This is a genomic window from Desulfosporosinus sp. SYSU MS00001, assembly GCF_049943955.1.
Taxonomy (GTDB): domain Bacteria; phylum Bacillota; class Desulfitobacteriia; order Desulfitobacteriales; family Desulfitobacteriaceae; genus Desulfosporosinus.
In genome coordinates this window covers 12,762-37,965 of the sequence record NZ_JBNFTW010000006.1, presented here as the reverse complement: position 1 = coordinate 37,965, position 25,204 = coordinate 12,762, and the positions used below count along the sequence as shown (strand labels likewise).

At 41.1% G+C, this 25,204-nt stretch carries 23 protein-coding genes; 20 read left to right on the top strand and 3 right to left on the bottom strand.

What is annotated here, in order from left to right:
- Nucleotides 1–96 precede the first annotated feature (96 nt).
- The gene (locus ACPUYX_RS12105) at nt 97–1,830 is read left to right on the top strand and encodes an MBL fold metallo-hydrolase RNA specificity domain-containing protein (RefSeq protein ID WP_426379921.1); all 1,734 of its coding nucleotides are present in this window, start codon (nt 97–99) and stop codon (nt 1,828–1,830) included.
- A gap of 215 nt (nt 1,831–2,045) precedes the next feature.
- On the opposite strand, the gene ACPUYX_RS12100 is transcribed toward ACPUYX_RS12105, so the two are convergent.
- Nucleotides 2,046–2,636 carry an HD domain-containing protein gene (locus ACPUYX_RS12100; protein ID WP_426379920.1) on the bottom strand — a complete coding sequence of 197 codons (591 nt, stop codon included), beginning with the start codon at nt 2,634–2,636 and terminating at the stop codon, nt 2,046–2,048.
- A gap of 238 nt (nt 2,637–2,874) precedes the next feature.
- On the opposite strand from ACPUYX_RS12100, the gene ACPUYX_RS12095 reads away from it, so the two are divergent.
- The 9 genes from ACPUYX_RS12095 to ACPUYX_RS12055 all read left to right on the top strand — a co-directional run bounded on the left by ACPUYX_RS12095 (nt 2,875) and on the right by ACPUYX_RS12055 (nt 11,113).
- Nucleotides 2,875–3,636 (top strand): DnaD domain-containing protein, encoded by a 762-nt coding sequence (locus tag ACPUYX_RS12095; protein ID WP_426379919.1) that lies wholly within the window; start codon nt 2,875–2,877, stop codon nt 3,634–3,636.
- Between the two features lie 32 nt (nt 3,637–3,668).
- Nucleotides 3,669–4,529: an ATP-binding protein gene (locus ACPUYX_RS12090; RefSeq protein ID WP_426379918.1), complete on the top strand. Its 861-nt coding sequence runs from the start codon at nt 3,669–3,671 to the stop codon at nt 4,527–4,529.
- A gap of 109 nt (nt 4,530–4,638) precedes the next feature.
- A complete protein-coding gene (locus ACPUYX_RS12085; RefSeq protein WP_426379917.1) occupies nt 4,639–5,217 on the top strand; it encodes a hypothetical protein in 579 nt (192 codons plus the stop codon).
- Nucleotides 5,218–5,354: 137 nt separating this feature from the next.
- Nucleotides 5,355–6,086: a phosphatase gene (locus ACPUYX_RS12080; protein ID WP_426380123.1), complete on the top strand. Its 732-nt coding sequence runs from the start codon at nt 5,355–5,357 to the stop codon at nt 6,084–6,086.
- 220 nt (nt 6,087–6,306) lie between these two features.
- Nucleotides 6,307–6,963 (top strand): hypothetical protein, encoded by a 657-nt coding sequence (locus ACPUYX_RS12075; RefSeq protein WP_426379916.1) that lies wholly within the window; start codon nt 6,307–6,309, stop codon nt 6,961–6,963.
- 154 nt (nt 6,964–7,117) lie between these two features.
- The gene (locus tag ACPUYX_RS12070) at nt 7,118–7,696 is read left to right on the top strand and encodes an ANTAR domain-containing response regulator (protein ID WP_426379915.1); all 579 of its coding nucleotides are present in this window, start codon (nt 7,118–7,120) and stop codon (nt 7,694–7,696) included.
- A 112-nt stretch (nt 7,697–7,808) separates the two neighbouring features.
- A complete protein-coding gene (locus tag ACPUYX_RS12065) occupies nt 7,809–8,225 on the top strand; it encodes an OsmC family protein (RefSeq protein WP_426379914.1) in 417 nt (138 codons plus the stop codon).
- Nucleotides 8,226–8,788: 563 nt separating this feature from the next.
- The gene (locus ACPUYX_RS12060) at nt 8,789–9,754 is read left to right on the top strand and encodes a phosphodiester glycosidase family protein (RefSeq protein ID WP_426379913.1); all 966 of its coding nucleotides are present in this window, start codon (nt 8,789–8,791) and stop codon (nt 9,752–9,754) included.
- 30 nt (nt 9,755–9,784) lie between these two features.
- Nucleotides 9,785–11,113: a hypothetical protein gene (locus ACPUYX_RS12055; protein ID WP_426379912.1), complete on the top strand. Its 1,329-nt coding sequence runs from the start codon at nt 9,785–9,787 to the stop codon at nt 11,111–11,113.
- A 201-nt stretch (nt 11,114–11,314) separates the two neighbouring features.
- Here ACPUYX_RS12055 and ACPUYX_RS12050 read toward each other — a convergent pair whose 3' ends face one another.
- Nucleotides 11,315–14,068 (bottom strand): UPF0182 family protein, encoded by a 2,754-nt coding sequence (locus tag ACPUYX_RS12050; RefSeq protein ID WP_426379911.1) that lies wholly within the window; start codon nt 14,066–14,068, stop codon nt 11,315–11,317.
- 217 nt (nt 14,069–14,285) lie between these two features.
- On the opposite strand from ACPUYX_RS12050, the gene trxB reads away from it, so the two are divergent.
- The 9 genes from trxB (at nt 14,286) to ACPUYX_RS12005 (ending at nt 22,732) form a co-directional block, all read left to right on the top strand.
- A complete protein-coding gene (trxB, locus tag ACPUYX_RS12045) occupies nt 14,286–15,203 on the top strand; it encodes a thioredoxin-disulfide reductase (RefSeq protein ID WP_426379910.1) in 918 nt (305 codons plus the stop codon).
- 145 nt (nt 15,204–15,348) lie between these two features.
- Nucleotides 15,349–16,182 (top strand): electron transfer flavoprotein subunit beta/FixA family protein, encoded by an 834-nt coding sequence (locus ACPUYX_RS12040; protein ID WP_426379909.1) that lies wholly within the window; start codon nt 15,349–15,351, stop codon nt 16,180–16,182.
- The gene (locus ACPUYX_RS12035) at nt 16,182–17,510 is read left to right on the top strand and encodes an FAD-binding protein (protein ID WP_426379908.1); all 1,329 of its coding nucleotides are present in this window, start codon (nt 16,182–16,184) and stop codon (nt 17,508–17,510) included. Before ACPUYX_RS12040 ends, ACPUYX_RS12035 begins: the two co-directional genes overlap by 1 nt.
- Before the next feature lie 12 nt (nt 17,511–17,522).
- Nucleotides 17,523–18,815: an FAD-dependent oxidoreductase gene (locus ACPUYX_RS12030; protein ID WP_426379907.1), complete on the top strand. Its 1,293-nt coding sequence runs from the start codon at nt 17,523–17,525 to the stop codon at nt 18,813–18,815.
- A complete protein-coding gene (locus tag ACPUYX_RS12025; RefSeq protein ID WP_047808118.1) occupies nt 18,812–19,093 on the top strand; it encodes a ferredoxin family protein in 282 nt (93 codons plus the stop codon). The genes ACPUYX_RS12030 and ACPUYX_RS12025 overlap by 4 nt, the downstream gene beginning before the upstream one ends.
- 217 nt (nt 19,094–19,310) lie before the next feature.
- Entirely contained in the window at nt 19,311–20,138 is an 828-nt protein-coding gene (gene larE, locus ACPUYX_RS12020; protein WP_426379906.1) for an ATP-dependent sacrificial sulfur transferase LarE, read from the top strand.
- Nucleotides 20,139–20,900: a nickel pincer cofactor biosynthesis protein LarB gene (gene larB, locus ACPUYX_RS12015; protein ID WP_426379905.1), complete on the top strand. Its 762-nt coding sequence runs from the start codon at nt 20,139–20,141 to the stop codon at nt 20,898–20,900. It abuts the gene before it with no gap.
- A 13-nt stretch (nt 20,901–20,913) separates the two neighbouring features.
- Nucleotides 20,914–21,747, top strand: a complete 834-nt coding sequence (locus tag ACPUYX_RS12010) for a LarC family nickel insertion protein (RefSeq protein ID WP_426379904.1) — start codon at nt 20,914–20,916, stop codon at nt 21,745–21,747.
- 16 nt (nt 21,748–21,763) lie between these two features.
- A complete protein-coding gene (locus tag ACPUYX_RS12005) occupies nt 21,764–22,732 on the top strand; it encodes a rhomboid family intramembrane serine protease (protein ID WP_426379903.1) in 969 nt (322 codons plus the stop codon).
- A gap of 145 nt (nt 22,733–22,877) precedes the next feature.
- Here ACPUYX_RS12005 and ACPUYX_RS12000 read toward each other — a convergent pair whose 3' ends face one another.
- Nucleotides 22,878–23,045 carry a hypothetical protein gene (locus ACPUYX_RS12000; RefSeq protein WP_426379902.1) on the bottom strand — a complete coding sequence of 56 codons (168 nt, stop codon included), beginning with the start codon at nt 23,043–23,045 and terminating at the stop codon, nt 22,878–22,880.
- A 100-nt stretch (nt 23,046–23,145) separates the two neighbouring features.
- Here ACPUYX_RS12000 and ACPUYX_RS11995 point away from each other — a divergent pair, with 100 nt between their 5' ends.
- Nucleotides 23,146–25,161, top strand: coding sequence for a penicillin-binding protein (locus ACPUYX_RS11995; protein ID WP_426379901.1), 2,016 nt, complete (start codon nt 23,146–23,148; stop codon nt 25,159–25,161).
- The last annotated feature ends 43 nt before the right edge of the window (nt 25,162–25,204 follow it).

Below are 25,204 nucleotides of genomic sequence, written 5' to 3'. Positions count from 1 at the left end.
CTATTGCTAAATAAGCCTCTAAAAGGTAAGATGAAATAAACTCAAATAGTTAAAGGTCATTACAGTTTTCAGACTTTAATAAGTGGAGGATTATTCATGAAGATTAATTTTTTTGGTGCAGCTCAAGTTGTAACTGGATCATCATATCTTGTGGAATCCGATAAATCACGAATTTTAATTGACTGTGGAATGTTTCAGGGCTCAAAGGCACTTAAAGAGTTGAACTATGGAGACTTTCCCTATAATCCTTCCAGTCTGGATGCTGTTATTTTGACCCATGCTCATACAGACCATTCAGGTATGCTTCCGAAACTTGTTAAATCTGGATTTAAAGGTAAAATATGGGCAACCCCAGAGACAATAAAGTTGTGTTCTATCATGTTGCCTGATAGCGGTCACATTCAAGAGATGGAGATTGAACGAAAAAATAGAAAACGAGAGAGAGCCGGACTAAAGCCGTTGGTTCCTATTTATACCGTTCAGGATGCTTTGGACACCCTGTCATATTTTCAGCCCATATCCTATCACGAACTCGTCAATTTGGTTCCAACCATATCCTTTGAACTATATGATGCGGGACATATTTTAGGTTCTGCACATGTTGTACTTCATGTAAATGAAGCAGACTTTAATAAATCCATTGTTTTTTCCGGCGATATTGGTAATGTTAATCAACCCTATCTCGAAGACCCAAGTATTTTAAGTGATGCTGAAATCGTGATTATGGAAACGACCTATGGGGACCGTCTTCATGACGAACTTGGCAAGGTGACGGATCGTGCGGAACAACTTGCCGAAACGATTCGCTCCACCTATGAAGCTGGAGGAAATTTAATTATTCCGGCATTTGCTATAGAGCGTACGCAAGATCTTCTATATTATCTCCGTAAACTGCAGGATGAACATCGAATTCCGATTCTGCCTGTGTATATAGATAGTCCCTTAGCAATAGCTGCAACTAAGATATTTCAGGAAAATACAGAACACTTTGATTTGGAAACTCGGGAGCTTATTAAACAGGGAAGCAGTCCCCTTACACTTGCAAATGTACATTTCAGCCAAACTGCTGAAGAATCCATGGCTCTTAATGAAATAGAAGGCGGAGCTATTATAATTGCTGCCAGTGGAATGGCTGATGCCGGTAGAATTAAACATCATTTAAAGCATAATTTATGGCGCAGTAATGCCACTGTGTTGTTTGTTGGTTACCAGGCCCAAGGAACTCTTGGCAGACTTCTTTCTGAAGGCGTAGAAACAGTTACTATTCACGGAGAGAAAGTTGCGGTCAAAGCCCGCATAGGGCATATGGATGGCTTATCTGCCCATGCCGATCAAGCCGAACTTCTTCAGTGGTTGTCACTTTTAGGGAAAAAGGCAGAGCAGATTGTTCTGATTCACGGAGAATTAGAGGCTCAAACTGCGTTTGCTGAGAAGATTAAGGAACTATTCGGAACGACACCAGTTATCCCTCAATTAGGAGAAGTATTTGAATATATATCTGATCAGTTTGTTCGACATGCTCCTGACAAACCATGGATATCGGAGAATACTGCGGCTAAGACTGGAGAGGCGAATCAAGCTCTTTCTGCAGAACACCCTGGCAAAGAATCAAAACCACAGCCCGTATCCTTACCAACGAAGCGGACAAGCCGTCTGGAATCTCATCATTCACGAGCGCAAGTTAACAGAGCTTACATTAGACTTCGACATCGTCTTAAAAAGATTCTTGATGAAGGTAATCGCGCTCGCAATTATGACCGGGTTATACAACTGCTTGAGGGCTTAACCCGTTGGCTCGAAGATCAAGAGAAGGGCAATCGGCGCAAATAGAATGAATTAATGTACTCTTATCAAGGTAATTGTTTTATCTAGTTTTTAAGACCCCCACTTCTATAAGTGGGGGTGGGTCCTTCATAAACTTCAGGTGGGGTAGAGTCCTCCTTCGCCGCTAAGTATTCCTATTGGGGAAGGCGGCTCGGCAATAATGTTCACTTGACATTATTATATCTGAAGCCCCGATGTTCGGCTTTAGCTGAACGAGTTCACTAGATCCAGGCAAACTCTGCCGTTTGGCGTTTGATTCCGGCAAGGAAGCGGAGGGTTTCTTCACGTCGCTTAATAGCCAATCGTTTCCCGGATTTGGTGGATACTTTATCAGGCAAAGCGTCGGCAAAGAGTCGAGCCCGTTCAAGAGCTTGCTCAGGTGTTTGGATTAATTCGTCTTGCCCTACGCAGCTAAATAATCTCATTAAGCCGATATTTCCCAGGTTATCCAGTATGTCAGACTCGCGTAAATATACAGCCTCGTCACAGCGCCCCGGTTCGGAATAATACATGTGATTTTCAACAGCATCTAAAATCAAAGGTAATTTATCGGGAGAGAACATCATTTGTTGTAAAAGGTTAGCAGCCACTCCTTTTGAGCGTAATGCATGGTCGACATTTTTAATAGCATAGATAGGGTATTTCCCTGTATCATGAAGCATTGCTGCAGCAAATAACACCTCATCATCAAGCATTAGATGGGAGGATAGTTCCTTTGCCAAATGATATACCCTGAAACAATGTTTGATCCCCCAGGCGGGATGGGCGCCTGACTTTTCGACGATCTGAATAAGTTCTTGGCGGAACTCCATAAAGTTGGCCTCCTTAGTTTCTTTAGAGACTATATACGCCAAAGGGAGAAAAAATCCTCCTAAAATATGGAAATACAATATCACTAATGACTCTTAGATATCGGCTAATTCGATTTTTCTGGAGTCAAGTCTTTGGCTTTTAAGCAGGAATATCGTTTAAAAGCGAGAATAATCAAGGAATATTTATATTGGTTTTTCATGGTTCTTTCATGGATGTAAACAGGGAGTGATCTTACACATGAACAATAAGACAAGTGTTTATGGGAGCTTTACACAAGCTCTTTTCTTTTCTGGAGTCGTTTCAGTTCCTAAATATCTATTAACTCACTATAAATCAATTGGTATAACAGATCGTGAAGTTATGGTCTTAATTCAGATTCTCTGTGAAGCCGAGACCAATCCATATCCGACCTTAGCTTCCTTAGCTGCTCGTATGAGTGCAACTTTAACGGAAATCGAAGAAAGTGTTGGCCATTTGGTAGAGCGAAATTTACTGGCAATCGAACGATACTGGAATTCTACTGAACAAAAGTGGCTAAATAGTTATCGTTTTGTTGGTTTAATTGATGAACTTGCGGACTTGTGGGCCATTGAACGTTCTCAACAATTAGAAGAAGAACGAACCTTACGGCAAATTCAATCGACGCCTGCCCCAACTCCTGTTAAATCGTCTATGGAAAATTTAGTTCGCGTTTTTGAACAAGAACTTGGAAGACCTCTAACAAGTATTGAATGCGAGAACATAGATCGTTGGCTTTCAACTCATTTTTCTGAAGAACTAATCATTGAAGCGTTAAGGCGAGGAGTTAGCGCAGGAATCCGAAACTTTAGGTATTTAGATTCGATACTTCGAGAATGGGAGAAAAAAGGATTACGGACGAAGACGGAAGTAGAAGCTGAGGATGCTTATTTTCAAGCTCGGCAAGAGAAAAAAGCTTCAAGGCCTAAAAAACAAGGATCTAAAACTTCTCCAAACAAATATGACAACTTTTATCTTTAAGAGAATAGGCCGGTTGGGAGGGTATTAATTGAATGAAACGTATCAGTGATATCTTGGCCAATAAGGGACTATCGCCAGAATCTAATACGGCTATAAACATATATGAGAATTCACAGGTGAAAGAGAATTCTTTAAGAACTCAAACTAATGAACCGGAGGAATGTCATCAACCTTCTGAAACGTATAAATGTCCTCTTTGCCAAGATAGAGGCATTTTGCTGGAAGGAGATGTTGCTTTTCCTTGCAGCTGTATGAAATTAAAGAAATTAGATAATCAATTTCGAACCGCACGTATATCTCGAGAATTAAAAAAATGCCGTTTTAAAAACTTTAAGTTTGATTATTATCGTTCAAATGTTGGAGATCAAATTCACCATGAAAGCGCCATAAAGGCCTTGCGCGCTTCTCAAAGTTTCGTGGAAGAATGTCGGAAAAATCCTCATGCTCTTGGAATAATGTTTACGGGTCCGGTTGGGTCTGGTAAAACATTTCTAGCTGCTGCAATTGCCAATGAACTTATGGAAGCGCAAAAACAGGTTTTATTTTTAGTTGTGCCAGATCTTTTAGATGAATTACGAGCAACGTACAAATCAGATGTCAATGAATTGGATTTGCTTGATACGGCGAGAACAATACCAGTTCTAATCCTTGACGATTTGGGCGCGCATAATTATACTGATTGGACAAGAAATCGACTTTATTCCATAATTAACTATCGTATGAATGATCAACTTCCTACCATCTTCACTTCGAATCTGACCCTTGAGGAGATGGAAGAATATTTAGGGGTACGTACTACTTCAAGAATTATTCAGTCATCGCGCATTTTTCGCTTAACTGTGGAGAGAGACATTCGTCATCAGATCTATCAGGATCGTGAAGTTAAAAAGTAACGTTCAGTAATTTAAAATCCATAAAAATTTTTTAAAACTATGCATGTCTTTAAAAGGACATGCATAGTTTTTTTATAGAATAAATCTGAAGTATAGGAGGTTGTCAGCTTTGACTAAAATTATAGCTCTTAATCGTAAATATCTCGTAATGCTAACCAGTGTCTTATTAATTTGTCTAATTGGACTTGCCGGGTATTCATTCTGGCAGACGAAACAAACGAGCGGATCAAGCGTAACTGGTACACCTGAAATTCAAATGTTGGGGGTAAATGTAGAACCGGCTTCAGTTGTGAAAGATCTGAATTACGGCAATGTTACTTTAAAAGGCGCGCAAGTAATAACTAGTAAAACCTTTGATCTAATTGTAACTGTTCAGAATACAACTGCTAAAAAAATGACAAACATACCCGTTGAATTGCAAGTCTCTCTGGCAGGTGATGAAACCAAAAAAGTAATTTCTCCCGGCGTATTGCCTTCTTTGGAACCGGGTACTAAAGCACGAGTTGCTTTTCGCCAGATAAAATGTTTGGGTGATGCCCTTGGCAAAAATGCGACTGCCGGGCAACATATGATGATTGTAAGAATTAAACCCAATCCTGCCGGCGGGGTAGATCAAGCCACGGAAGCCAGTTTTCGTTTCATTGTCGATTCAACCGTTAAGGCTCCAGCTGCAACGAACAAGCAATAGGTATTATACTAGCTGTAACTGACAACTTAGCAAGAAATAGATGAGGGGCTATACGTGTGGATATAGTCCCTTTTCAGCATTTGCCTGAATTTTGCTTAACAGCAATTTGGAGGTATAATAAACCTGAGGTGAATCCGATGAAGATGTTAGTTGATTTACATACGCATACGATTTCCAGTGGACATGCCTATAGCACGATTTCCGAAAATGCCTTAGCTGCTTCGCGGAAAGGATTACAATTATTAGGGATGACGGATCATGGCCCCACTATGTTAGGGGCACCTTCTTTATATCATTTCGGAAATTTAGCAATTTTACCCGAAGAACTTCACGGAGTAAGGATCTTACCGGGAGTCGAGGCCAATATTATTAACCATGAAGGTGAACTTGATGTACCCGTAAACTATTTAACCCGAATGAAACTTGTCTTAGCCGGCCTTCATGTCCAATGTTATCCGGGTGGAACAATTGAACAAAACACCCAAGCGTATATTAAAGCCATGGAAAACCCGTTTACCGACATGATGGTTCATCCAGGCCGACCGGAGTTTGAATTAGACTTAGAAAAGATCGCTTATATGTCAGCTCAATTACAACTTCCGGTTGAAATTAATAACAGCTCTCTTGCAGCCGGAAAAAAAGAGACTCAGGAGAATTGTCATCGCTTCGCGAGTTATATGGCAAAATATAAAGGCCCTATTATTATTGGCAGCGATGCTCACTTTTGGGATCGGGTAGGGGTTTTCGATCGATCTCTGCAATTGATTGAAGAAGTTGGGATCTTAGAAGATCAGATTCTCAATACTTCTCCTCAACGGGTGCTTGATTATTTACAAGATCGGAGGAGAAAGCGTTTTACAACCATTTAATAAGTTTATGTTCCGAAAGTTCAATCTCCTTTCTTAGGGCTCCTGAGCCTGTGATAATGATAGGATTTTCAAAAAGAAGGCTACTATGCCTTCTTTTTTCATAGATTGATCTTATGGATGAATTTATAAAAAGTTTGTTTCACAAAATAATTTATAGTAAAATGAGTTTTGTGGTAAAACTAGAAGTACTTCTAGAAGATAAGAAAAGGACGTGTCAAAGTTGTTAAATAAAGAAAGACAGTTCGATCGCGAACGGATGGCGGGAGCTATGATCATAGTGAGCTTATTAGTGATCTTCCTGTCAATGGTTGGCATAAGGCTCCTCAATGTTAAAGTATCCAATATTGAATTAGTTGCCGGTGATTTGTATACTGTGATAACTGATCAAGGACCTGTAAATATAGATAAAAATGATATTTTACGTATAGAAACCACTAATACCAAAGCAAGCATTACGGGTACACCTGTTGAGCTCGATAAAATTTATACCACAAAAGGATTTATTTATTTTTCCTCAGTTGATCCCTTTTATAAAGTCGGTCAGAAAATCATTCAATCTGTTAAAAATACGGATAAGCCGGTTTGGATTCCGTCGGATAAAAAACCTATCTCTGATGTAACTCAGGATGAACTTCAAAATGCTAATTTAAAACTAATTCAGCCCTTTAGCTTTGCTATAGGGACTCCTTCTAACTTGATTCCGTTTGTATTTACATTGTTAACGGTACAGCATTTGGCTTTTGCCTTTGGGGGTATTGCCTTATTTGTTCTTGTATTCCCGCTGAGAATGAATTCCGTTAAATATAATTCGTCTACAATTCAGCAAGATCCGGAGTTCTGCGCAGCTGATGATCATATTGGCGCTGTAGCTAAATAAATATAAAAAAACGCTCCCTTCGAGCGTTTTTTCATTAGAAGGTAATTACATATTAATGTCGATGAATTGGAGAACTATTAAACTATCTTGAATATTTTTGCATATCGCGGTATTATTGGTAATTAATTTCGGGATTGAAATGGGTGAAATTCGAATGAAAAGGGCTATATTAGTATCAGGTAAGTCTGCTTTAAATCAAGAAATAAAATCTATGTTGCCCTTAGCAAATTATCAACTTCTAGCGACAACCGATAACGGCATGGAGGCCTTGCGTTTTATACATCGCTTTGAACCTGATCTTGTAATTATGGGATGGAATCTTCGCGGTTTAAGTTCATCGGAAGTCCTTCAAAATCTTGTATTGCAGCATTTATGCCCTATTGTGGTTGTCTTAACTCAGGAAGAGCATTATGTCCTTCCCGAAGTCATAGAAGCTGATGCCCATCATGTTGCTGTTTATCCCTGGCGTGTTTTGGAAATAGTTGCAGGTATTCAAATGGCAGAGCATCGCTATCAACGTGAATCAGAACACTATCAGCAACTGCAGCGTTTAGAAGAAGACCTTAAGACGCGGAAACTATTATTCCAAGCTATGTTGTCTATCATTCAGCAGCAAGGTATTTCAGAACAAGATGCTTATAAAGCTCTTCGTGATCATGCGATGACAACGCGTAAGTCCCTGAGGAAGGTTGCTCAAGAAGTTATTAAAGGGGTCTGGGCACCTACATTTTAGATCATCGAACCTGTTTCGAATTTCGAGTGAACTCGTTCAGCTAAGCTGAACCACTCTCACTTGTAGAAGTGGGAGCCGTCTGACGATTAAAAAAGTTGAAAGGAGTTTTTTTATGAAAGTAACCGTGAAACATATTAAGGGTATGCACTTTCAAGGTGAAGGAAGTTCAAAAGCTATGACTCATATTGATACAGCTGTTACTGCCGGCGGTTCAGGACTTGGTTCTAATCCGATGGAGCTCCTTTTAATGGCTATAGCAGGCTGCAGCGGAATGGATATCGTATCTATCCTTGAGAAAATGCAAGTCAAGCCGCAGCGATTTGAGGCAACGGTAGAAGGGGAAAGGGCCAGCGATCATCCTAAAGTATTTAAAGATATCGAGGTTGTCTATAAATTTTGGGGTGAATCTCTTCCAGAGGATAAGTTGCGTCGGGCCGTTCAGCTTTCTATGGAAAAATACTGCAGCGTTGCCAATATGATTGATAAAGCGGCAGATTTGACATACAGGATTGAAGTGAATCCAGAGTAAGGAATAAAGTGATAAGTTCTATGAGCCGTATTATCGGCTTTTTTTCGTTCGTCAGGCTGTGCAGAGGACAAAAGTTATCACATTGATTATAGATATCTTGGAGACAATCCTTGATTGAATTAATATGATTTGTTATACTTAAGACGGCGTTGTGGGTATATTTTAATGACGAATGAGGCTGAAGAATGTCAATATTATTAATGGTTTTAAGAAGTATATTTGTTCTTTGCGTAGTGCTTTATTTGTATTATTTTTCAAAACGCAAAAAATATGGTGTTGCAATTTATTTGTGGACAATTATTATTGTTGGTATGGCGTCAGGGTTACTTATTCAGTTCGTCGAGGTTTATCAAGGAACTTCTCAATGGTCTTCAATTCAGATCAGTGTATACTTTTATTTAGTCTTAATTCTTTATTCTATATGGAAGTTGATATCTGAATTGAAAAAGCGGGGTAAATAAGTCATAAAGGTCAAATAAGGGTTCGAGGCCGCAAAAAATGCGGCTTTGTTTTTTAGAGAATTTTTTAATTTAAGATCAATGGAGAAGGGGAAAACAATTCTTATGAAGAAAAAGCGAACAATTAGAATCAAGAAGATTTTAGCCTTTTTAGTCTATAATCTTATTCTTGCTGTAATTCTTGCGCCCTTTGTTCTGTTCTGGGGGCCATTTCAGTCCCTTAAAACTGTAGCGGTAGGTTCGGTATATACTTCACGTCATCCACAGTTTGTCAAAGCCTTTTTGTCACAAGATGAAATAGATAAAATCATGGAAAGTGGCTATGGCAATGGAGTTTTGACTAGTCAAGATATATCACGCAGCAGCGTTGTCAATGACGCAACCTCAGGAATTACCATTGAAGATATTAAAGGTCCGAGTTTCAAAGGAAAAGTTATGTTGATTAAAGATCCCAAGCGAATTAAGCTGGCAGTGACAAAGCAAATTGGCACAACGGGAGAACGGGTTAGTGACTTGGTTCAAGATATGGGAGCAATTGCCGGAATTAACGCAGGAGGATTTTATGATCCCAATGGTAAAGGCAATGGAGCCTTTCCCGACGGGCTGACTGTTCAAAATGGCAAATTGGTCCATAACAATGTCGGAAATCAAAAGGTAAATATTGTAGGCTTCGATGATCAAGGTAACTTTGTTATTGGAGATATGACTGCGAGTCAATTGGAAGAAAAACATATTCAAGAAGCTGTTTCCTTTGGGCCAAACCTGATTGTCAACGGCAAGTCTGTGATACAAGGCGATGGAGGATGGGGGATAGCCCCAAGAACAGGAATCGGACAAACGGCCGATGGAACTGTAATTTTCGTAGTAATTGATGGACGTCAACCAACTTGGAGCATTGGAGCAACGCTGCGAGATCTCATGAATGTCTTTAACGATTATCATGCTGTAAATGCTGTTAACCTGGATGGCGGTTCTTCTTCTGAACTCGTCTATGATGGGAAAGTCCAAAACAAGTTGTGGGACATTTTTGGCGAACGTTATATCCCAACAGCTTTTGTTGTAACCCCTTAATAAGCAATCCTGGTGTAAAGGAGAAATTTCATGAAGAAGCTACGTACTGTTGCCGTTTGGACATTAATTTCCTTATTAGTGCAATATGGGGGATATTCTTATTTAAATCATAAAATACAGCAAGTAATCACACCAGATCAAAGTCCTAAAATTATCACTACTCTGCTTAAAGCTACTATCCCTGGATCGAATCTCCAAAACGTTCAGGTTTCCTACGCAAAAGACTATATTGCATATTCCGAAGATGGTACTCTCAAGGTTTTTAATCTTAAAAAGCAGAAGGTTGTGTTCGAGAAGGCTCCTCCTTCTGGAAACAGCAGCTCATTGGGAGTTTTAACCTATCAATGGCTGCCAGACAGAAATACACTACTCTATTTTTATGCTAAGGCAAACCCGAACCCCTATACCCTAGAAACCGTTTACCCTACTCAAAATCAGTCAAAGACTTCAGGTCAGACTTCACAATCAAAGGTACAGACACCATCGACGACAGAACCTAAAACAGAAGATCCCAATGAAAAAGCTAATTCCAAAACTACGGATAAGTCAAGCGATAAAACGAACAGCAACAGCACCACAAAAGAATCCACGAAAGGGCAGCCTGCTAAGCCGTACGTCGTAAAACATTACAACAATCCCCAATTAACGGAGTTATATTCTCTCGACCTTCCGGACAGTGATGATGATTCGACGGCACCGGACGATCGATTTAATCAAACGATTGATAATTTTCCCGCAGGTGGAACGATCGAAGAATGCGTCGTTTCAACGTTCACAAATTTGATGTATCTAACTGTAAAAAGTGCACAGTCTGAATTGCTGCTGGAAATTGATGTTATGAAAAACGTCAAAACACTAAGTAAATCAGGTGAAACTATCGATAATATGGCGGCTTCTGATCGTTATGGGACTCTATACCTTGATAGTAAAGTTGGGTCCAAGCATGAAGTTATCGCCTTAGATGGTTCAAAGCGTGTAGTGATTTCTAATAATAATTCTGATCAAATTTTAGGTATAAGGGATGGCAGTGTTTATATCGGTGAAATAGAAAACAATCGACTTGTCAAAATCAAAACTACCGATGACCTTACCCATGTTACGAGCAATCCTTCACTTGATACTCTTTGGGAAGGAACCATACCTTATGACGATTCTGTACGGACTTTAATTGGAGCCGACGGACAAGTTATTGTCTATAATGATCAAACTGCTAATATTATCACTAAAGGGAATCTCTCGGAAGTTAAATTGCAAGGGGACGAAAATTATGTTTCTGTTGATGGGGCGGAATTAGTTCAGCTTACCAAGAACGGGGATTCAACTCAGGCCGTATTGCAGCCGCTTAAATCTAAAGAATAAACAAATATCTCTGAAGCAAGGGTGCCGGGTGTTCATGAGTTCACGTTCATGGGCGAAGAAAACTTTCTTTGAGAAGTCCATACTTTAGTAATCATACAAAAGGAGCGCCTGCGAGCGCTCCTTTTAAATTTCTTTAAGTAATTCTAAAGCGATGTTTTTATAACGTTAGGTCTATGTTATATCAATCGTAAGACGCCCAGTTCACTGCTTAGGGCTTGATGAACTTTGTAAGTCTTTAAGTTGAGTTTCTAAATTGTCAAGTAAGTCACGAATTTGGTTCATTTGATCTAGTATCGAGGAAATTGATTGAGATTGACTGCTCGGGGTTTCAGTCCCTGATGGAGTGGTCGGCGGAGGGGCACTTTGTTGCTGTCCTGGAGTAGTTGGCTGAGGTGCTCCCTCTCCAAAGATTTGAGTTAACGCTGAACCCACATTATCCGTCATTACTAACTGATCCTCGTATGCGAGAACGACTCGTTTCATTTCAGGGATGCTTCCGCCTTTGTCTGATTGCAGATAAATCGGTTCAACATAGAGGAAGTTTCCGCCGATCGGCAGAGCTAAGAGGTTTCCGCGAATGACGCTGGATCCTTTTTGATCCCAAAGCGACAATTGTCTTGAAATATCCGGATCTTGATCAATGCGTGATTCAATCTGCAAAGGTCCGTCGATTTCGATACTCTTAGGGAGTTCAAAGAGCATGAGCTGGCCATAATGTGAGCCGTCCATTCGTGCCGCCATCCAAGCTACCATGTTGTTGCGAGAATTTGATTCACTGGAAGCCGGGGTAAAGGGCAACATAAGGACAAACTCAGGTTTTGTTTCTCCGGGAATTGTCATAATCGTATAATAAGGATCAACACTTTGAGGTTTGGCTTGGTAAAGTTCTTTGGCAATATCCCAGGCATCTTCTTTATTGTAGAAAACGGAAGGATCTGTCATATGAAATGTTTTAAGCATGTTACTTTGGATAGTGAATAAGGTTTCAGGATAACGCAGGTGACTTTTTAAAGACGCCGGAAAACTGGCAAAATCTTTGAACACTCCGGGGAAAATGCTCATGTATGTTTTTAGAATAGGATCTTGAGGATCAATAGCATAAAAATCGACGGTTCCGTCGTCAGCATCAATGACGACTTTGACAGAGTTTCGGATGTAGTTGAAATCTTGGTCGGGGTATTTATTCGAATACGGCAAGGCATCTGATGTGGTATAAGCATCGATAATCCACTTAAGACGGCCATTATCGATGACCATATAAGGATCGGAATCATAGGTTAGAAAGGGTGCTAATTTTTGAACCCGTTCTTTAATATTGCGGTAAATAAGCATCTTGCTATTTGCTGTTACCTCGCTGGCAAGATAGAATCGTAATGTTCCATGGCTGAGGGAAAGCATAAACTTATTAATAGGGGTAAAGGGAATTCCTGTTTTTCCGTTATAAGAGGTTTCAGAATTTGTATCCCCTTGAGGATAATCAAACTCTTTAACCGAAGTATCGGCAACAACCCAATCATTGGTAAGTTCACCGTAATAGATGCGTGGTTCTTTTAGCTTCAGTTCAGGAAAATCAGTGACAGGGGGGATATCGCTAATTGCAAAGGACGGTAATCCCTCAGGCCCTACAGCATTGGCAAAAGACGCGGCAGCACCATAACCGTGAGTATATTTGAAACGTAAGTTTACAAAGGTTTGAGCCTTGGGATCTAAGTCCGGTGTGGATATTTCTCTGGGGCCTAACATAACCTGGCGATACTCACCATTAACCGTATAACGGTCGATATCGATATCGTTAAATTTGTAGTAGAGGCGAATTCCTTGTTTTTGGGTAAATGTTTGCAGCAAGGGGCGGGTATCATTAAGTCTAATATTGTTCAAAGTACCTTGATCGGCCTTTAAACTGCTTAAAGTAATCGGCGTGTTTCCGGGATAATTAACCTCAGAAATATGATTTAATCCATAACCGAATCGAGTCATGGCAATTTCATTTTGGATGTAGGGTTGTTCTTTGGTCAACTCATTTGGAATTACTACAAAGGACTGCAATAGATTAGGAAATATGCCGTAAATTACGATTCCAACAGCAATAACCCCTGCAACCGGGACTGTTAGTAAGCGAAGATCTTTAAATGTTTGGGCAACAATGGCTAGAACAAAGCCTATTATGCTGATCACAATTAAGATTTTAAGGGCAGGCAGGGTAGCCGTTAAATCTGTATAGCCTGCACCTACAACATGGCCGTGGATAGAATAAAGTAGCTGAAAAATGTCAAGATAATAACCGAAGGCTTTTAAGGCAAAAAGAATACATATTAATATGGCAAGGTGACGGCGAGCCCCAGGAGTAATTTCCACTGCTCCCTTACGCCAAAATTTGAGGGAATGAAGTTTTAGTACTCTCGTTACGATATAGAAAATCGTAGTAAATAAGGTGAGGAGAAATAGGGGAGCAAAGAAGGCGTTAAAAAAGGTTCTTAAAAAAGGCAATTGAAAAAAATAAAATGCCAAATCCTTCCCAAATATAGGATCAGTTTGCCCAAAAGGTGTGGCATGGATAAAGGATAGAACATCTAACCATCCGGTAAACCCGGCAATAAAACTTACTCCGAAACTTATAACGACTGAAATAATGAGGAGCCAAATTGTTACTCTGCGCTGGGATAAGCTTAAAACCGGGCGATTCATATCTTGGACTAAACGTAAACGAAGACGCAGACGTTCATTCACAAATGTTACGATGGCATGGCGTATGGAGAATAATGTCCCAGCTATAAAAATGAAGAGAATCGTTCCGTTGACAGCTTGAAAAATAACCTTGCTTAAGAGTGGCGTCCAGAAAAGCTGTGAATAACCTAGATCCTTAAACCATAACCAATCTTCATATAAGCCGCTTGAAGCCTTTAGTAAAGCCGCAATAAAGATAATCCCTACAAGGATTTTGATGAAACGTTGCAATAAAGATTCCTCCTTTAAAACTATGGCTAAAACCCATCATCATCGTTAAGATCTATAACTAGTATTCCATATATTCTTCCCAAGAAATAAAAATCCCTTCCAAAATTTTTATAAATTGTGATTAGAGTCTTTCTAAATTTAGTCTTGTTATGGTATACTAAAACATATAATACCCGTGAGGGGTATATTGAAGAGCATTAAGAGGAGTTGTTTAATAATGTATGACGTAATAATAGTTGGAGCCGGCCCTGCGGGTCTGACTGCAGGAATTTATGCTTCCCGAGGAGGTCTTAAGGCAGCCATCGTTGAATTAGCAATGCCCGGCGGACAAGCGGCTTCAACGGAAAAAATTGAGAACTATCCGGGATTTCCAGAGGGGGTTAATGGTTATGAGCTGATGAATTCATTCCATCAGCAAGCCTTGTCCTTCGGCGTCGAATTTATTTATGAAGAAGTCAAAACTCTTGACCTTAAAGAAACGGTTAAAAAGATTCATACTGATAGTTCTGTTCTTGAAACAAAGTCGGTAATTATCGCTGCTGGTTCAAAACCAAGATTGTTGAATGTTCCGGGGGAAGATCAATTTAGAGGCAGAGGCGTGTCTTATTGTGCAACTTGTGACGGTGCTTTTTTTCGAGGCAAAAAGGTTATCGTTGTAGGCGGGGGAGATGCGGCCCTTGAAGAAGGCGCCTACCTGACAAAATTTGCGGAGGAAGTTATTCTTATTCATCGGCGTGAGGGCTTTCGGGCTTCACAAATCCTCATTGACCGGGCAAGAGGCAATTCGAAAATGCGCTTTGAATTAAATTACGTTGTCGAGGAGATTCTTGGTTCGGATCATGTTGAAGGAGTGCGCCTACGTAATGTTCTCGATTCAACAACGAAGGAAATTCAGGCTGATGGGGTATTTATTTATGTCGGGACCGATCCCAATGACCAATTTTTGAACGGTGAGATAAAAACCAATGAACGAGGGTATATATATACTAATCAATATCTGCAGACAAATATTGAAGGTGTGTATGCAGTCGGTGATATTCGTGATACACCATTACGTCAAGTGGCAACAGCTGTCGGAGATGGAGCTCTTGCAGCCGTTGAAGTTGAAAAGTATCTTACGGAACATCAGAGTTGATATTAATTGCTCATGATCCTAATGGCTAATTAAGAAAACAAGTCAAAACTTGATAATTTATGGGGGTTGTACTATGCTGTAATTGGACAAGAATTTATAACTCTAATCAATTTGAAATTATTAAAAAATAAGGGTGGAATGCGCTGTGCACTTTGTCGTCTGCCTAAAACAAGTACCAGATACCTCAGAAGTTCGAATAGATCCCCATACTAATACCCTCATGCGTGAAGGAGTACCGTCAATTATCAATCCCTACGATGCCCATGGTCTGGAAGAAGCAATTCGTTTGAAGGATAAAGTTGGCGGAAAAGTTACTATCGTCAGTATGGGTCCACCCCAAGCGAAAGAAGCATTAAAAAAAGCAATGTCTTTTGGTGCTGATCGAGGAATTCTTCTAAGTGATCGCGCTTTTGGCGGTTCAGACTCCTTGGCAACAGCTTATATTATTTCAACGGCTCTTAAAACGATTCATGAGACGGACCCCATCGATCTGGTGTTTGCCGGAAAAGAAGCAATTGATGGCGATACTGCTCAAACAGGACCCGGTATCGCCCAACGCCTCGGTTTTCCCCAATTGACCTATGCTATCAGAATTAGGGAACTGACAGACACGAGCGTGACGGTTGAGCGAAAAACGGAAAGTGGACGGCAAATCGTTCAAGCTCAGCTTCCTGCTTTAATTACCGTCGAAAAAGAACTGAACGATATACGCTATGCGACATTACCCAACATGATGAAAGCCGCCGCTTATGAACCTGAACTATGGAATGTAAACTCTTTATCATTTGATCTAACTCAAATGGGCCTTAAGGGATCTCCTACGAGTGTTTCGCGAATTTTTGCCCCTCCGGGACGTTCTGGCGGAGAGATCATTGATGGGCAAAACGATCCGGCGGGGACCGCTGCTTCGGTCGTTCAAAAGCTTTTCCAACAAAATGTCATCATGGTTAATCCCCTTATGAAGGGAGGAAAACGTTAATGACAGTTGCTGTAGATAAGACAAAGTGTATTGGCTGCGGAGCCTGCGTTATGGAATGTTCCCTTGAAGCTATTGATTTAGTTGACGGTTTAGCTACTCCGGACCCAAATAAATGCAAAGACTTGGGTAGTTGTGTTAAAGTTTGCCCAACGAATGCTTTATCTCTTTCTATTCCTCAGGACTCAAAAGACGAACTGTCTTCTGAGGTTGGTTCAAGGTTTAATCTAAAGGAGCCTTTACCTGAATCTGTCAGCGATTATGCTCATGGAAATGAGAAAAAAACTATCCGTTCTCAAGTGACTCCGGTTACAGGGGGAGATGTTTGGAGCGGGGTTTGGGTTATCATTGAATATAACAATGGGAGAGTTGCTCCGGTATCCTGGGAGTTATTGGGCGAGGGCCGAAAACTTGCGGATTCCCTTGGGTCTGAACTTTGCGGCGTAATTACCGGTTATCAAGTTGACGATGTTATTCCCGCAGCGTTTGCCTATGGCGCCGAAAAACTCTATGTTATAGATCATGAAGTTCTTAAAGACTATCGAACAGAACCTTATGCAGAGGCAATTACGAGTCTCGTGCGAAAATATCAACCAGAAATTATTTTAATGGGTGCGACATCAATGGGACGAGATGTGTTCCCGGCTGTTGCTACTAAGATGCAAACCGGTTTAACTGCCGATTGTACCGTATTAGGAATCGATCCGGAGACAAAACTCCTGCAGCAAACCCGGCCTGCATTCGGAGGAAATATCATGGCGACAATTCTTTGTCGCGCAAGACGCCCGCAAATGGCGACGGTTCGTCCGAGAGTGATGGAAATGCCAGAGCGAGTAGAAGGTCGAGAAGGAGAATTAATTCGGGAAGAATTCAGCTTAAGTGAAAGTGACATTCGCACAAAAGTCCTGGAGTTTATAGCAGCTGATGCCAGAAGCGCTTTTCTTGATAAAGCTGAAATTATCGTTTCGGTAGGTTTGGGGATTGCTGCCAAACGGAATTTAGTTATAGCAGAAGAATTGGCAGAAGTTTTAGGTGCTACTCTGGCAGGAACTCGCGGGGCTGTGGAAGCGGGTTGGCTAAGCCATGATCAGCAAGTAGGTCAATCAGGCGTCACTGTTCGTCCTAAAGTATATATAGCCATTGGGATTTCCGGTGCTATTCAGCATTTGGTAGGTATGGAAACATCCGATTTTATCATTGCCATCAATAATGATCCCGAAGCTCCCATATTAAAAGTTGCAAACTACGGAATTGTCGGAGATTTATTCCAGATCGTGCCTGCAATGACTTCAGAATTTAAAAAACGCCTTCAGCATGGCGTGGCTAATTAAGGAGGGGCAACCATGGAAAACTTTGATGTAATTATCGTCGGAGGCGGTCCTGCTGGCCTATCTGCCGCAATTAGTGCTGCTAATGGAGGTATGAAAACATTAGTCATTGAACGCGGGGATTATCCCGGCACGAAAAATGTAATGGGTGGTATCCTTTATACTAAGGCTACGGATATGGTAGTGCCAGAGTTTTGGAAAGAGGCACCCTTAGAACGCCCCATTATAGAACAGAGACTCGCTATGTTAAGTGGGGATGAATCGATACTGGCGGGGTATCGAGATCCGGATTGGGCGAAGGAACCTTATAACGCCCATTCGATCTTACGGGTTAAATTTGACCGCTGGCTTGCTCAGCAAGCTGAAAAAGCCGGTGTAATGATTATTACAGAAACATTAGTTGAAGATCTTTTATATCAAAACGGTAACGTTGTAGGAGTTCGGACAGGTCGAGTTGAGGGGGATTTGGGAGCAAAAGTCGTCATTATTGCCGAAGGAGTAAATAACTTTCTTGCTGTTAAAACCGGGTTGGCTAAACCTTTGAAACCAGCCTCCGTAGCTGTCACTGTTAAAGAAGTTATTGCCCTGCCCAAAGAAAAGATTGAAGATCGTTTCTGTCTCGATGAAGGACAAGGGGCTACTATCGAACTCTACGGAGATTCCACTGCAGGCATGATGGGTGTGGGATTTATCTATACGAATAAGGATTCCATATCTATCGGAGTTGGAGCAATTTTAGCATCTGTGATTCGTGAACAATGGACACCTAATGATCTTTTGGAAAATCTAAAAGCAAAACCCTATGTTAAGCGTCTTCTGCAAGGCGGTGAAACCAAGGAGTACCTTGCTCATCTGATACCGGAGGGCGGTTATACTCAAGTCCCAAGACTACATCGTCAGGGAGTTATGGTAGTAGGGGACACCGCTATGCTTATGAATTCGCTGAACCGCGAAGGGTCAAATCTTGCCATGATATCAGGGAAAATTGCCGGCGAAGTTGCAGCTCAAGCGATCAAAGCGGGGGATGTCAGTGATCAAGCAATGGCGGTTTATGAAGCTCGATTGCGTGATTCTTTCGTTTTAAAAGACCTTTACCATTATCGTCATATGGGTGAATTCTTTGAGAATAACCCTCATCTTTTAAAGATTTATCCCAAAATGTTTTCCAAAGCCGCCAAAATGTATTTAACGGCTGATGGGACACCTAAGAAACAACGCCAGAAGGAAATAATGCAAATGCTCTTCGAACAACGATCAAAAGGTGGTATTATTAAAGATATCTATGGGGCATGGAGGGCATTACTATGAAATTAGACGATAAACTTTATTTAGTGCGATTTAATACTGATAAATTAAATCATATTAAAATCAGCGATCCAAAAGTTTGTCTGAACCAATGTCAAGATAAACCTTGTACTCGCTTTTGCCCAGCTCATGTTTATGATTGGGACGAAGAGGAGAAGAGAATTTCTGTAGGGTATGAAGGATGTCTTGAGTGCGGTACATGTCTCATTGGCTGCCCTTATGGCAACATAATCTGGAAATATCCAAGAGGTGGTTTTGGGGTTTCCTGGAAGAATGGTTAAACACAATAACTATTAAAACATAGTTTTGGTTCAAGAGCAGGGAGGTTAACCCCTGTTCTTTTTTACCAGGATTTTTATCCAACTGAAAATCCCCCCTTCTACATGTGGGAGTGGTTCCCACCAAAAACGTCCTTTTAATTTGCAGATTTTGCTTCTTCAAAGTTTCTTTGACAGTCATTTAAACGATCGGTAGAATAGAGTGGAAGGGAGTATAACCATGGAAGTAACACTCAACAAAGAAACTTTAAACAAAGAAACCAAGCTTATTAGCCTGATAAAATCCTATAAAAACGTCCTTGTAGCCTTTTCGGGCGGTGTCGATTCTACTTATCTCATGGCTATAACCCAGGAGGCTTTAGGGCAAAACTGTAAAGCAGTTTTTGCACGTGGCCCGATGATTTCCGGCGAAGAGCAGAACTCCGCTCTATTGTTAGCTCAAACATACCACTTCCCTATCGAAGTGATTGATATTGACATTATGGAGTTACAACCGTTTCGAGATAATCCACCGGACCGATGTTACTTTTGTAAAAAAGAATTATTTGAGACATTCCTGTCGCTAAGCAAACAATTAGGATATTCTAACTTAATTGAAGGAACGAATGCTTCCGATGACCAAGATTATCGTCCTGGAAGAAAGGCTCTAAAAGAATTAAAGATTAAAAGCCCCTTGCTGGCGGTTGGTCTTACTAAGGAAGAGATCCGGGCTTTATCTCGGCGACGGAATTTACTGACTTGGGACAAGCCATCAATGGCCTGCCTTGCTTCAAGAGTTCCTTACGGTGATGCCATATCCGTTGAATTATTATCTAGAATTGCTCAGGCTGAGGCTATTCTAGTCAGCTTTGGCTTTGACGAATGTCGCGTAAGGGCACATAAAGACATAGGGCGTATTGAGATTCCGACCCCAGAATTTGCGTCTTTTTTCCAACATTATACTGAAATTACAGAAGCCATTAAAACGTTAGGTTTTAAATTTGTAACGCTAGATTTAGAAGGACTTCGTTCGGGTAGTTTAAATCATAACCAGAAGGAGGGGAACTAAATGGATGAGGAAACCCTTAAAACTCTCCTCGAAGCTGTTAAATCAGGAAATTGTACCCCAGAGCAGGCTTTAAACCAATTGAAGGAATTGCCCTTTGAGGATCTAGGGTTTGCCCGCTTAGATCATCATCGAGCATTAAGAACAGGACAATCTGAAGTTGTCTTTTGTCAAGGGAAGCAGCCTGAGCAAATTGTTTCCATCTTGAAACATTTAGGCGCTAAATCTCGGAATGTCCTGGCAACTCGGCTTATCCCTGAACATGCTGATATAATACTGCATCATTTCCCCGATGCTCAGTATGATTCACTGGCACGCTGCCTCCTGTTGCTGCCCTTGGAAGAGCCAACAATTCCAGGAAAAATTCTTATCATGACTGCCGGTACAGCTGATTTGCCTGTAGCTCGGGAGGCTTGGCTTACAGCCCGTTATATGGGTCATGACGTAGAAACAATTTTTGATGTTGGTGTTGCGGGGCTTCATCGCCTTCTTGCTCAACGAGAGACTATGGATAGTGCAGATGTCTTGATTGTTGTGGCAGGAATGGAAGGTGCTTTAGCGAGTGTTGTCGGCGGTTTAGTCGAGCAGCCGGTGATAGCCGTGCCGACAAGTGTTGGGTATGGTGCTCATTTTCAAGGGCTGGCAGCATTACTCAGCATGCTGAACAGCTGTGCTTCAGGAGTAGGCGTTGTAAATATTGATAATGGTTTTGGGGCGGCTTCTTTAGCGTCAACAATTATTCGCAGAGTAAACAAAAATCATTGAGAGGAGCCTCAATTTGAAAATTCTTTTTTGGGATACATTTGCAGGTATTAGCGGAGATATGGCTTTGGGGTCTTTAATAGCCTTAGGTGCGGACCCGGAGAAGATTATTGAACAATTACATTCTATAGGTTTGAACGAATTTCGACTGGATGTCCGTTCGCGTCAAGTTCAAGGCATTCAAGCGACAGACATCGATGTTGTAATACTAAACGAGCTCCAACACGAAAGCGATCATAGTCATGAAAACGAACATGATCACAATCACAATCACGAACACGAACACGATCATAGCCCCGAACATGATCATTGCCATAAACATGATCATACTCATGACCACAATCATAATCGGTTTCTTCCGGATATTCAGAACATGATCTTGTCAGGTTCTTTATCCGAACGTTCTCAAAAAAACGCTTTACGAGTGTTTGATGTTTTAGCTGAAGCAGAAGCCAGAGTTCATGGGACAACTCTCGATAAAGTTCACTTTCATGAAGTAGGGGCAGTGGACTCTCTTGTCGATATCGTTGGGACCTGCATCGCTCTTGATCTTTTAGACATTGAGGAAATTCGTGTTCCTACTCTTCCTTGGTCAAAAGGCTTTGTTCAATGTGCTCATGGAACGCTGCCTCTGCCGGCCCCTGCGACTCTGATGCTGCTAAGGGGCTTTAAATTCAGAGAATCTGGCATTACGGGTGAACTTATTACACCAACAGGAGCATCTCTCATGAAGGCTTTAGCTCAACAGAGTGATTTCCCGGAAATGGTTATTCAGAATGTGGGTTATGGGTCAGGTAAAAATGATTATGGCATTCTAAGTCTGCTTCGGGGGGTAATTGGAGAAGTATAAAACCTAAGGAGATAGTATGGTTGAAAAAATTATTGATAGTTTAAAACGGTCAGGCTGGAATGTAGGCACTCTAGCGGGAAACTGGTTTTGTGCTGTCTCTGACTCTCAGCCGCGAGGTCTTATCTTTGGATATATAAATGAGATGCCCGATGATATAATGATTAAGATCTCTGAATTTAATATTCCACTCTGGGACGCAATTGTTTTTTGTCCCACAGGGTTTGATTCAGCGCAGTTAAAGAAACATCGTTTTCCGGGTATCCAATTATGGTATTGGGATCTGGAAATGGGGAATCTATTTCCTTTTCCACCGACGAAAAAGCGGGATATTCCCAATATGTTGCAGCAAATTGCCAGCGGAACTCCAATTACGCTGAATGTTGAACCTCAATCTCCAAAGCTATCGACGCCTTATTTTACTTATGTTCTGTTGGGAGTTAATGTCATAGTTTTTTTGCTTCTGACTTTAGCAGGTGGGTCAACAAATCCAGATGTCTTAATCACCTTCGGCGCTAAAGTTAATTCTCTAATTCAAGCGGGTCAAGTGTGGCGCTTATTGACCTCGATGTTTATTCATATTGGCATCCTGCATCTAGCTTTCAATTTATATGCTTTATGGGCATTAGGGCCTGTGACGGAACAAAGTTATGGGCATGGAAAGTATTTTGCAATTTATATGTTAAGCGGTCTGGGAGGATCATTAGCGAGCTTTTTGTTTTCGCCGGCTCTTTCGGCGGGCGCTTCAGGGGCAATTATGGGCCTCTTAGGAGCCCAGTTGCTTTTTATTTACAAACGACCGTATCTGTGGAAATCCGGTCTGGGAATGAACCTTGTGATTGTTATTTTGGTAAACCTTGGCTTTGGCTTTTGGCAGCCGGGAATTGATAATTTTGCGCATTTAGGAGGACTTTTTACTGGAATGTTAATGGGTCTCATTTTCTCCTGGAAAACCTTCGCGCAACCTAAGAGTACCAAACTTTCATAAAAATACCTCTTTCTTACAAGCATAGTTTCCACCCATCTAAGGACAAACTATTATCAAGAGCTTGCGGTTTCTTAGCGAGGTGGCTTTAATTAATTGCCATCGTTAGTTAAGAAAGCGTAAGCTCTTTGATGTTAGTAATCAATTCCTATGTATTCGTCTTTTGGGCGGTTCGATGAATCTCAGTAAAGAATTCACTCACTTCTTGGGGAGTAGGAATATGTTGGTCGACATGACCTAATTCTTTAGTTATTGTGGCAAAGGCATTTAACCAAGCCTCGGTGATTCGGGTTGCAATTTCTTGAGGGCTATTCATAGTAATAACTCCTTTCAGTTTTATATAGCTTATGTTATTTTAGATAATGAGTGCATATCCATTGCGGTTATAGATAGTTGAGGAGGATGGAGCATTTTTGGTGAAAGGGAAGAAAAATGTTAGACATTATTTTTCACGAGATTATTGGGTATATGCCGGAATTTTTCTTCTAATCGTCTTGGTTGTAGGGAGACTGCTTGTTCTTCAAGTTATACAAGCATCCGATCTACAAGCTAAAGGAATTGAACGCAGAACTGCAGATAAACGTCTTCAGCCTAAACGTGGTTCAATTTATGATGCTCAGGGGAACGTTTTAGCCCAGAGCGTTCCTGTTAAAGAAATCTATGCAGATCCGAATACTCTAAGGAACCTAATAGCTCAGAAGAAATTCAGCAATACCAAAGAACAAGTGGCTCAAGAGCTTGCGGAAATCTTAGATCTTAATGCCGAAAACATTCTTGATAAACTTAATAAAAAATTATCGTGGGTTAGCCTCGCTCATCAAGTGGATCTACAGAAAGCTAATCAAGTTATGGCTTTGAAAATTCCAGGAGTCGGAATGAATGAAGAAGAAAAACGAGTTTATCCCATGGGAAGCTTAGCCGCTTCAGCTCTAGGAATCGTTAATTTGGGGGGACATGGCGCCGAAGGTATTGAGTCTTATTATGATAAAGTTTTATTTGGCATGCCTGGTTTTCAGTCTTTGGAGCAGGACACTCGAGCACGTTCTATCATTGAGACAATTGACCAAAATAATCCTTCTCGTCCGGGCAATTGTTTAGTTCTTACCTTAGACTCAACAATTCAATATTTGATCGAACAACAATTAGATCATTTGCAGCAAAGTACAAAGGCTGACAGAGTGACGATTTTAGCCATGGATCCAATGAGCGGTCGTATTTTAGGCTTAGGTTCACGTCCGACCTTCGATCCTACAAATTACCTTACGTCATCGCCGGAAGAACGACGAAACCTGGCGATTAGTATGTCTTATGAACCAGGTTCCACATTTAAAATTATCACCGGCTGCAGTGCTTTAGAAGAAGGCGTTATATCTACAGATGAGACATTTCCTGATCCGGGATATTTGCGAGTAGGCCCTCGTTTAATCACGAACTGGGATTCTGATCAAAAACCACATGGTAATCCTACCCTTACTGAAGGCATGCAATTGTCCTCGAATGTTGTCTTAGCTCAGGTTGGACTAAAACTAAGCAAAAGTACTTTCTATACATATTTAAAGGCCTTTGGCTTTGGCTCAAAAACCGGAATTGATGTATCAGGTGAGGAACGTGGTTTGCTTGTTCCTCGAGAGAATGTGCGAGATTTGGAATTGGCAACTATGTCTTTTGGACAAGCTAATTTAGTGACACCTATTCAATTATTAACTGCAATATCGGCTGTTGCCAATGGAGGAACCTTATATCGTCCGTATATCGTAGATGCCGTTAAAACACCCGAGGGAGAAGTAATTCAACAGCAAAAGCCAATTCCCATACGCCAAGTGGTATCTCGGACAACGGCGACACAAATGACGAATATTCTTGAACAAGTTGTAACTGCTGGAACTGGCCACCTCGCTCAAATTCCCGGGATTAGGGTTGCAGGTAAAACCGGAACAGCGCAAAAAGTAGATCCCAGTACCGGGGGATATTCTGCAACAGACTTCATAGCTTCATTTGTTGCCTTTGCTCCTGCCGAGAATCCCAAAATCGCAGTCTTGGTTATTATTGATACTCCAAAAGGTGAGGAAGGGCATCAAGGCGGAACTTTAGGAGGCCCTCCGGCAAAGGCAATAATTGAAGGTGTACTTCAATATTACGGTATTCCTGCAGCCCAGAATACCCCAAGCATCATACCTTTTACAGCGGATGATTCTCCGATCCGGCCTTTGCCAAAACCGATAATTCCCAAACGATCACCGGGGAACGGAGAAGTTATTATTCCGGATTTAACAGGAATGACAATACGTGAAGCTGGGGATGAACTGGCAAAATCCGGGCTGCATTTCAATTTTACCGGGAGCGGTCTCGTGATTCAACAAAATCCTCAGGCCGGCAATATAGTAAACAAAGGGACAATAATTGAAATCAAGTTTTCGCCTTTAAAGCCCTAGTTTTTTCCAGAAGACATCCTAAGTTTCAATTTTAACTGTGTCC

Excerpts from the sequence above, each read along its gene's own strand:
- ACPUYX_RS12070 (WP_426379915.1), top strand. The coding sequence starts at position 7,118 with ATGAAAAGGGCTATATTAGTATCAGGTAAGTCTGCTTTAAATCAAGAA.
- ACPUYX_RS12065 (WP_426379914.1), top strand. The coding sequence starts at position 7,809 with ATGAAAGTAACCGTGAAACATATTAAGGGTATGCACTTTCAAGGTGAA.
- larE (WP_426379906.1), top strand. The coding sequence starts at position 19,311 with ATGGAAGTAACACTCAACAAAGAAACTTTAAACAAAGAAACCAAGCTT.
- ACPUYX_RS12025 (WP_047808118.1), top strand. The coding sequence starts at position 18,812 with ATGAAATTAGACGATAAACTTTATTTAGTGCGATTTAATACTGATAAA.
- ACPUYX_RS12055 (WP_426379912.1), top strand. The coding sequence starts at position 9,785 with ATGAAGAAGCTACGTACTGTTGCCGTTTGGACATTAATTTCCTTATTA.
- ACPUYX_RS12080 (WP_426380123.1), top strand. The coding sequence starts at position 5,355 with ATGAAGATGTTAGTTGATTTACATACGCATACGATTTCCAGTGGACAT.
- ACPUYX_RS12000 (WP_426379902.1), bottom strand. The coding sequence starts at position 23,045 with ATGAATAGCCCTCAAGAAATTGCAACCCGAATCACCGAGGCTTGGTTA.
- larB (WP_426379905.1), top strand. The coding sequence starts at position 20,139 with ATGGATGAGGAAACCCTTAAAACTCTCCTCGAAGCTGTTAAATCAGGA.
- ACPUYX_RS12100 (WP_426379920.1), bottom strand. The coding sequence starts at position 2,636 with ATGGAGTTCCGCCAAGAACTTATTCAGATCGTCGAAAAGTCAGGCGCC.
- ACPUYX_RS12005 (WP_426379903.1), top strand. The coding sequence starts at position 21,764 with ATGGTTGAAAAAATTATTGATAGTTTAAAACGGTCAGGCTGGAATGTA.
- ACPUYX_RS12090 (WP_426379918.1), top strand. The coding sequence starts at position 3,669 with ATGAAACGTATCAGTGATATCTTGGCCAATAAGGGACTATCGCCAGAA.
- ACPUYX_RS12030 (WP_426379907.1), top strand. The coding sequence starts at position 17,523 with ATGGAAAACTTTGATGTAATTATCGTCGGAGGCGGTCCTGCTGGCCTA.
- ACPUYX_RS12060 (WP_426379913.1), top strand. The coding sequence starts at position 8,789 with ATGAAGAAAAAGCGAACAATTAGAATCAAGAAGATTTTAGCCTTTTTA.
- trxB (WP_426379910.1), top strand. The coding sequence starts at position 14,286 with ATGTATGACGTAATAATAGTTGGAGCCGGCCCTGCGGGTCTGACTGCA.
- ACPUYX_RS12035 (WP_426379908.1), top strand. The coding sequence starts at position 16,182 with ATGACAGTTGCTGTAGATAAGACAAAGTGTATTGGCTGCGGAGCCTGC.
- ACPUYX_RS12105 (WP_426379921.1), top strand. The coding sequence starts at position 97 with ATGAAGATTAATTTTTTTGGTGCAGCTCAAGTTGTAACTGGATCATCA.
- ACPUYX_RS12095 (WP_426379919.1), top strand. The coding sequence starts at position 2,875 with ATGAACAATAAGACAAGTGTTTATGGGAGCTTTACACAAGCTCTTTTC.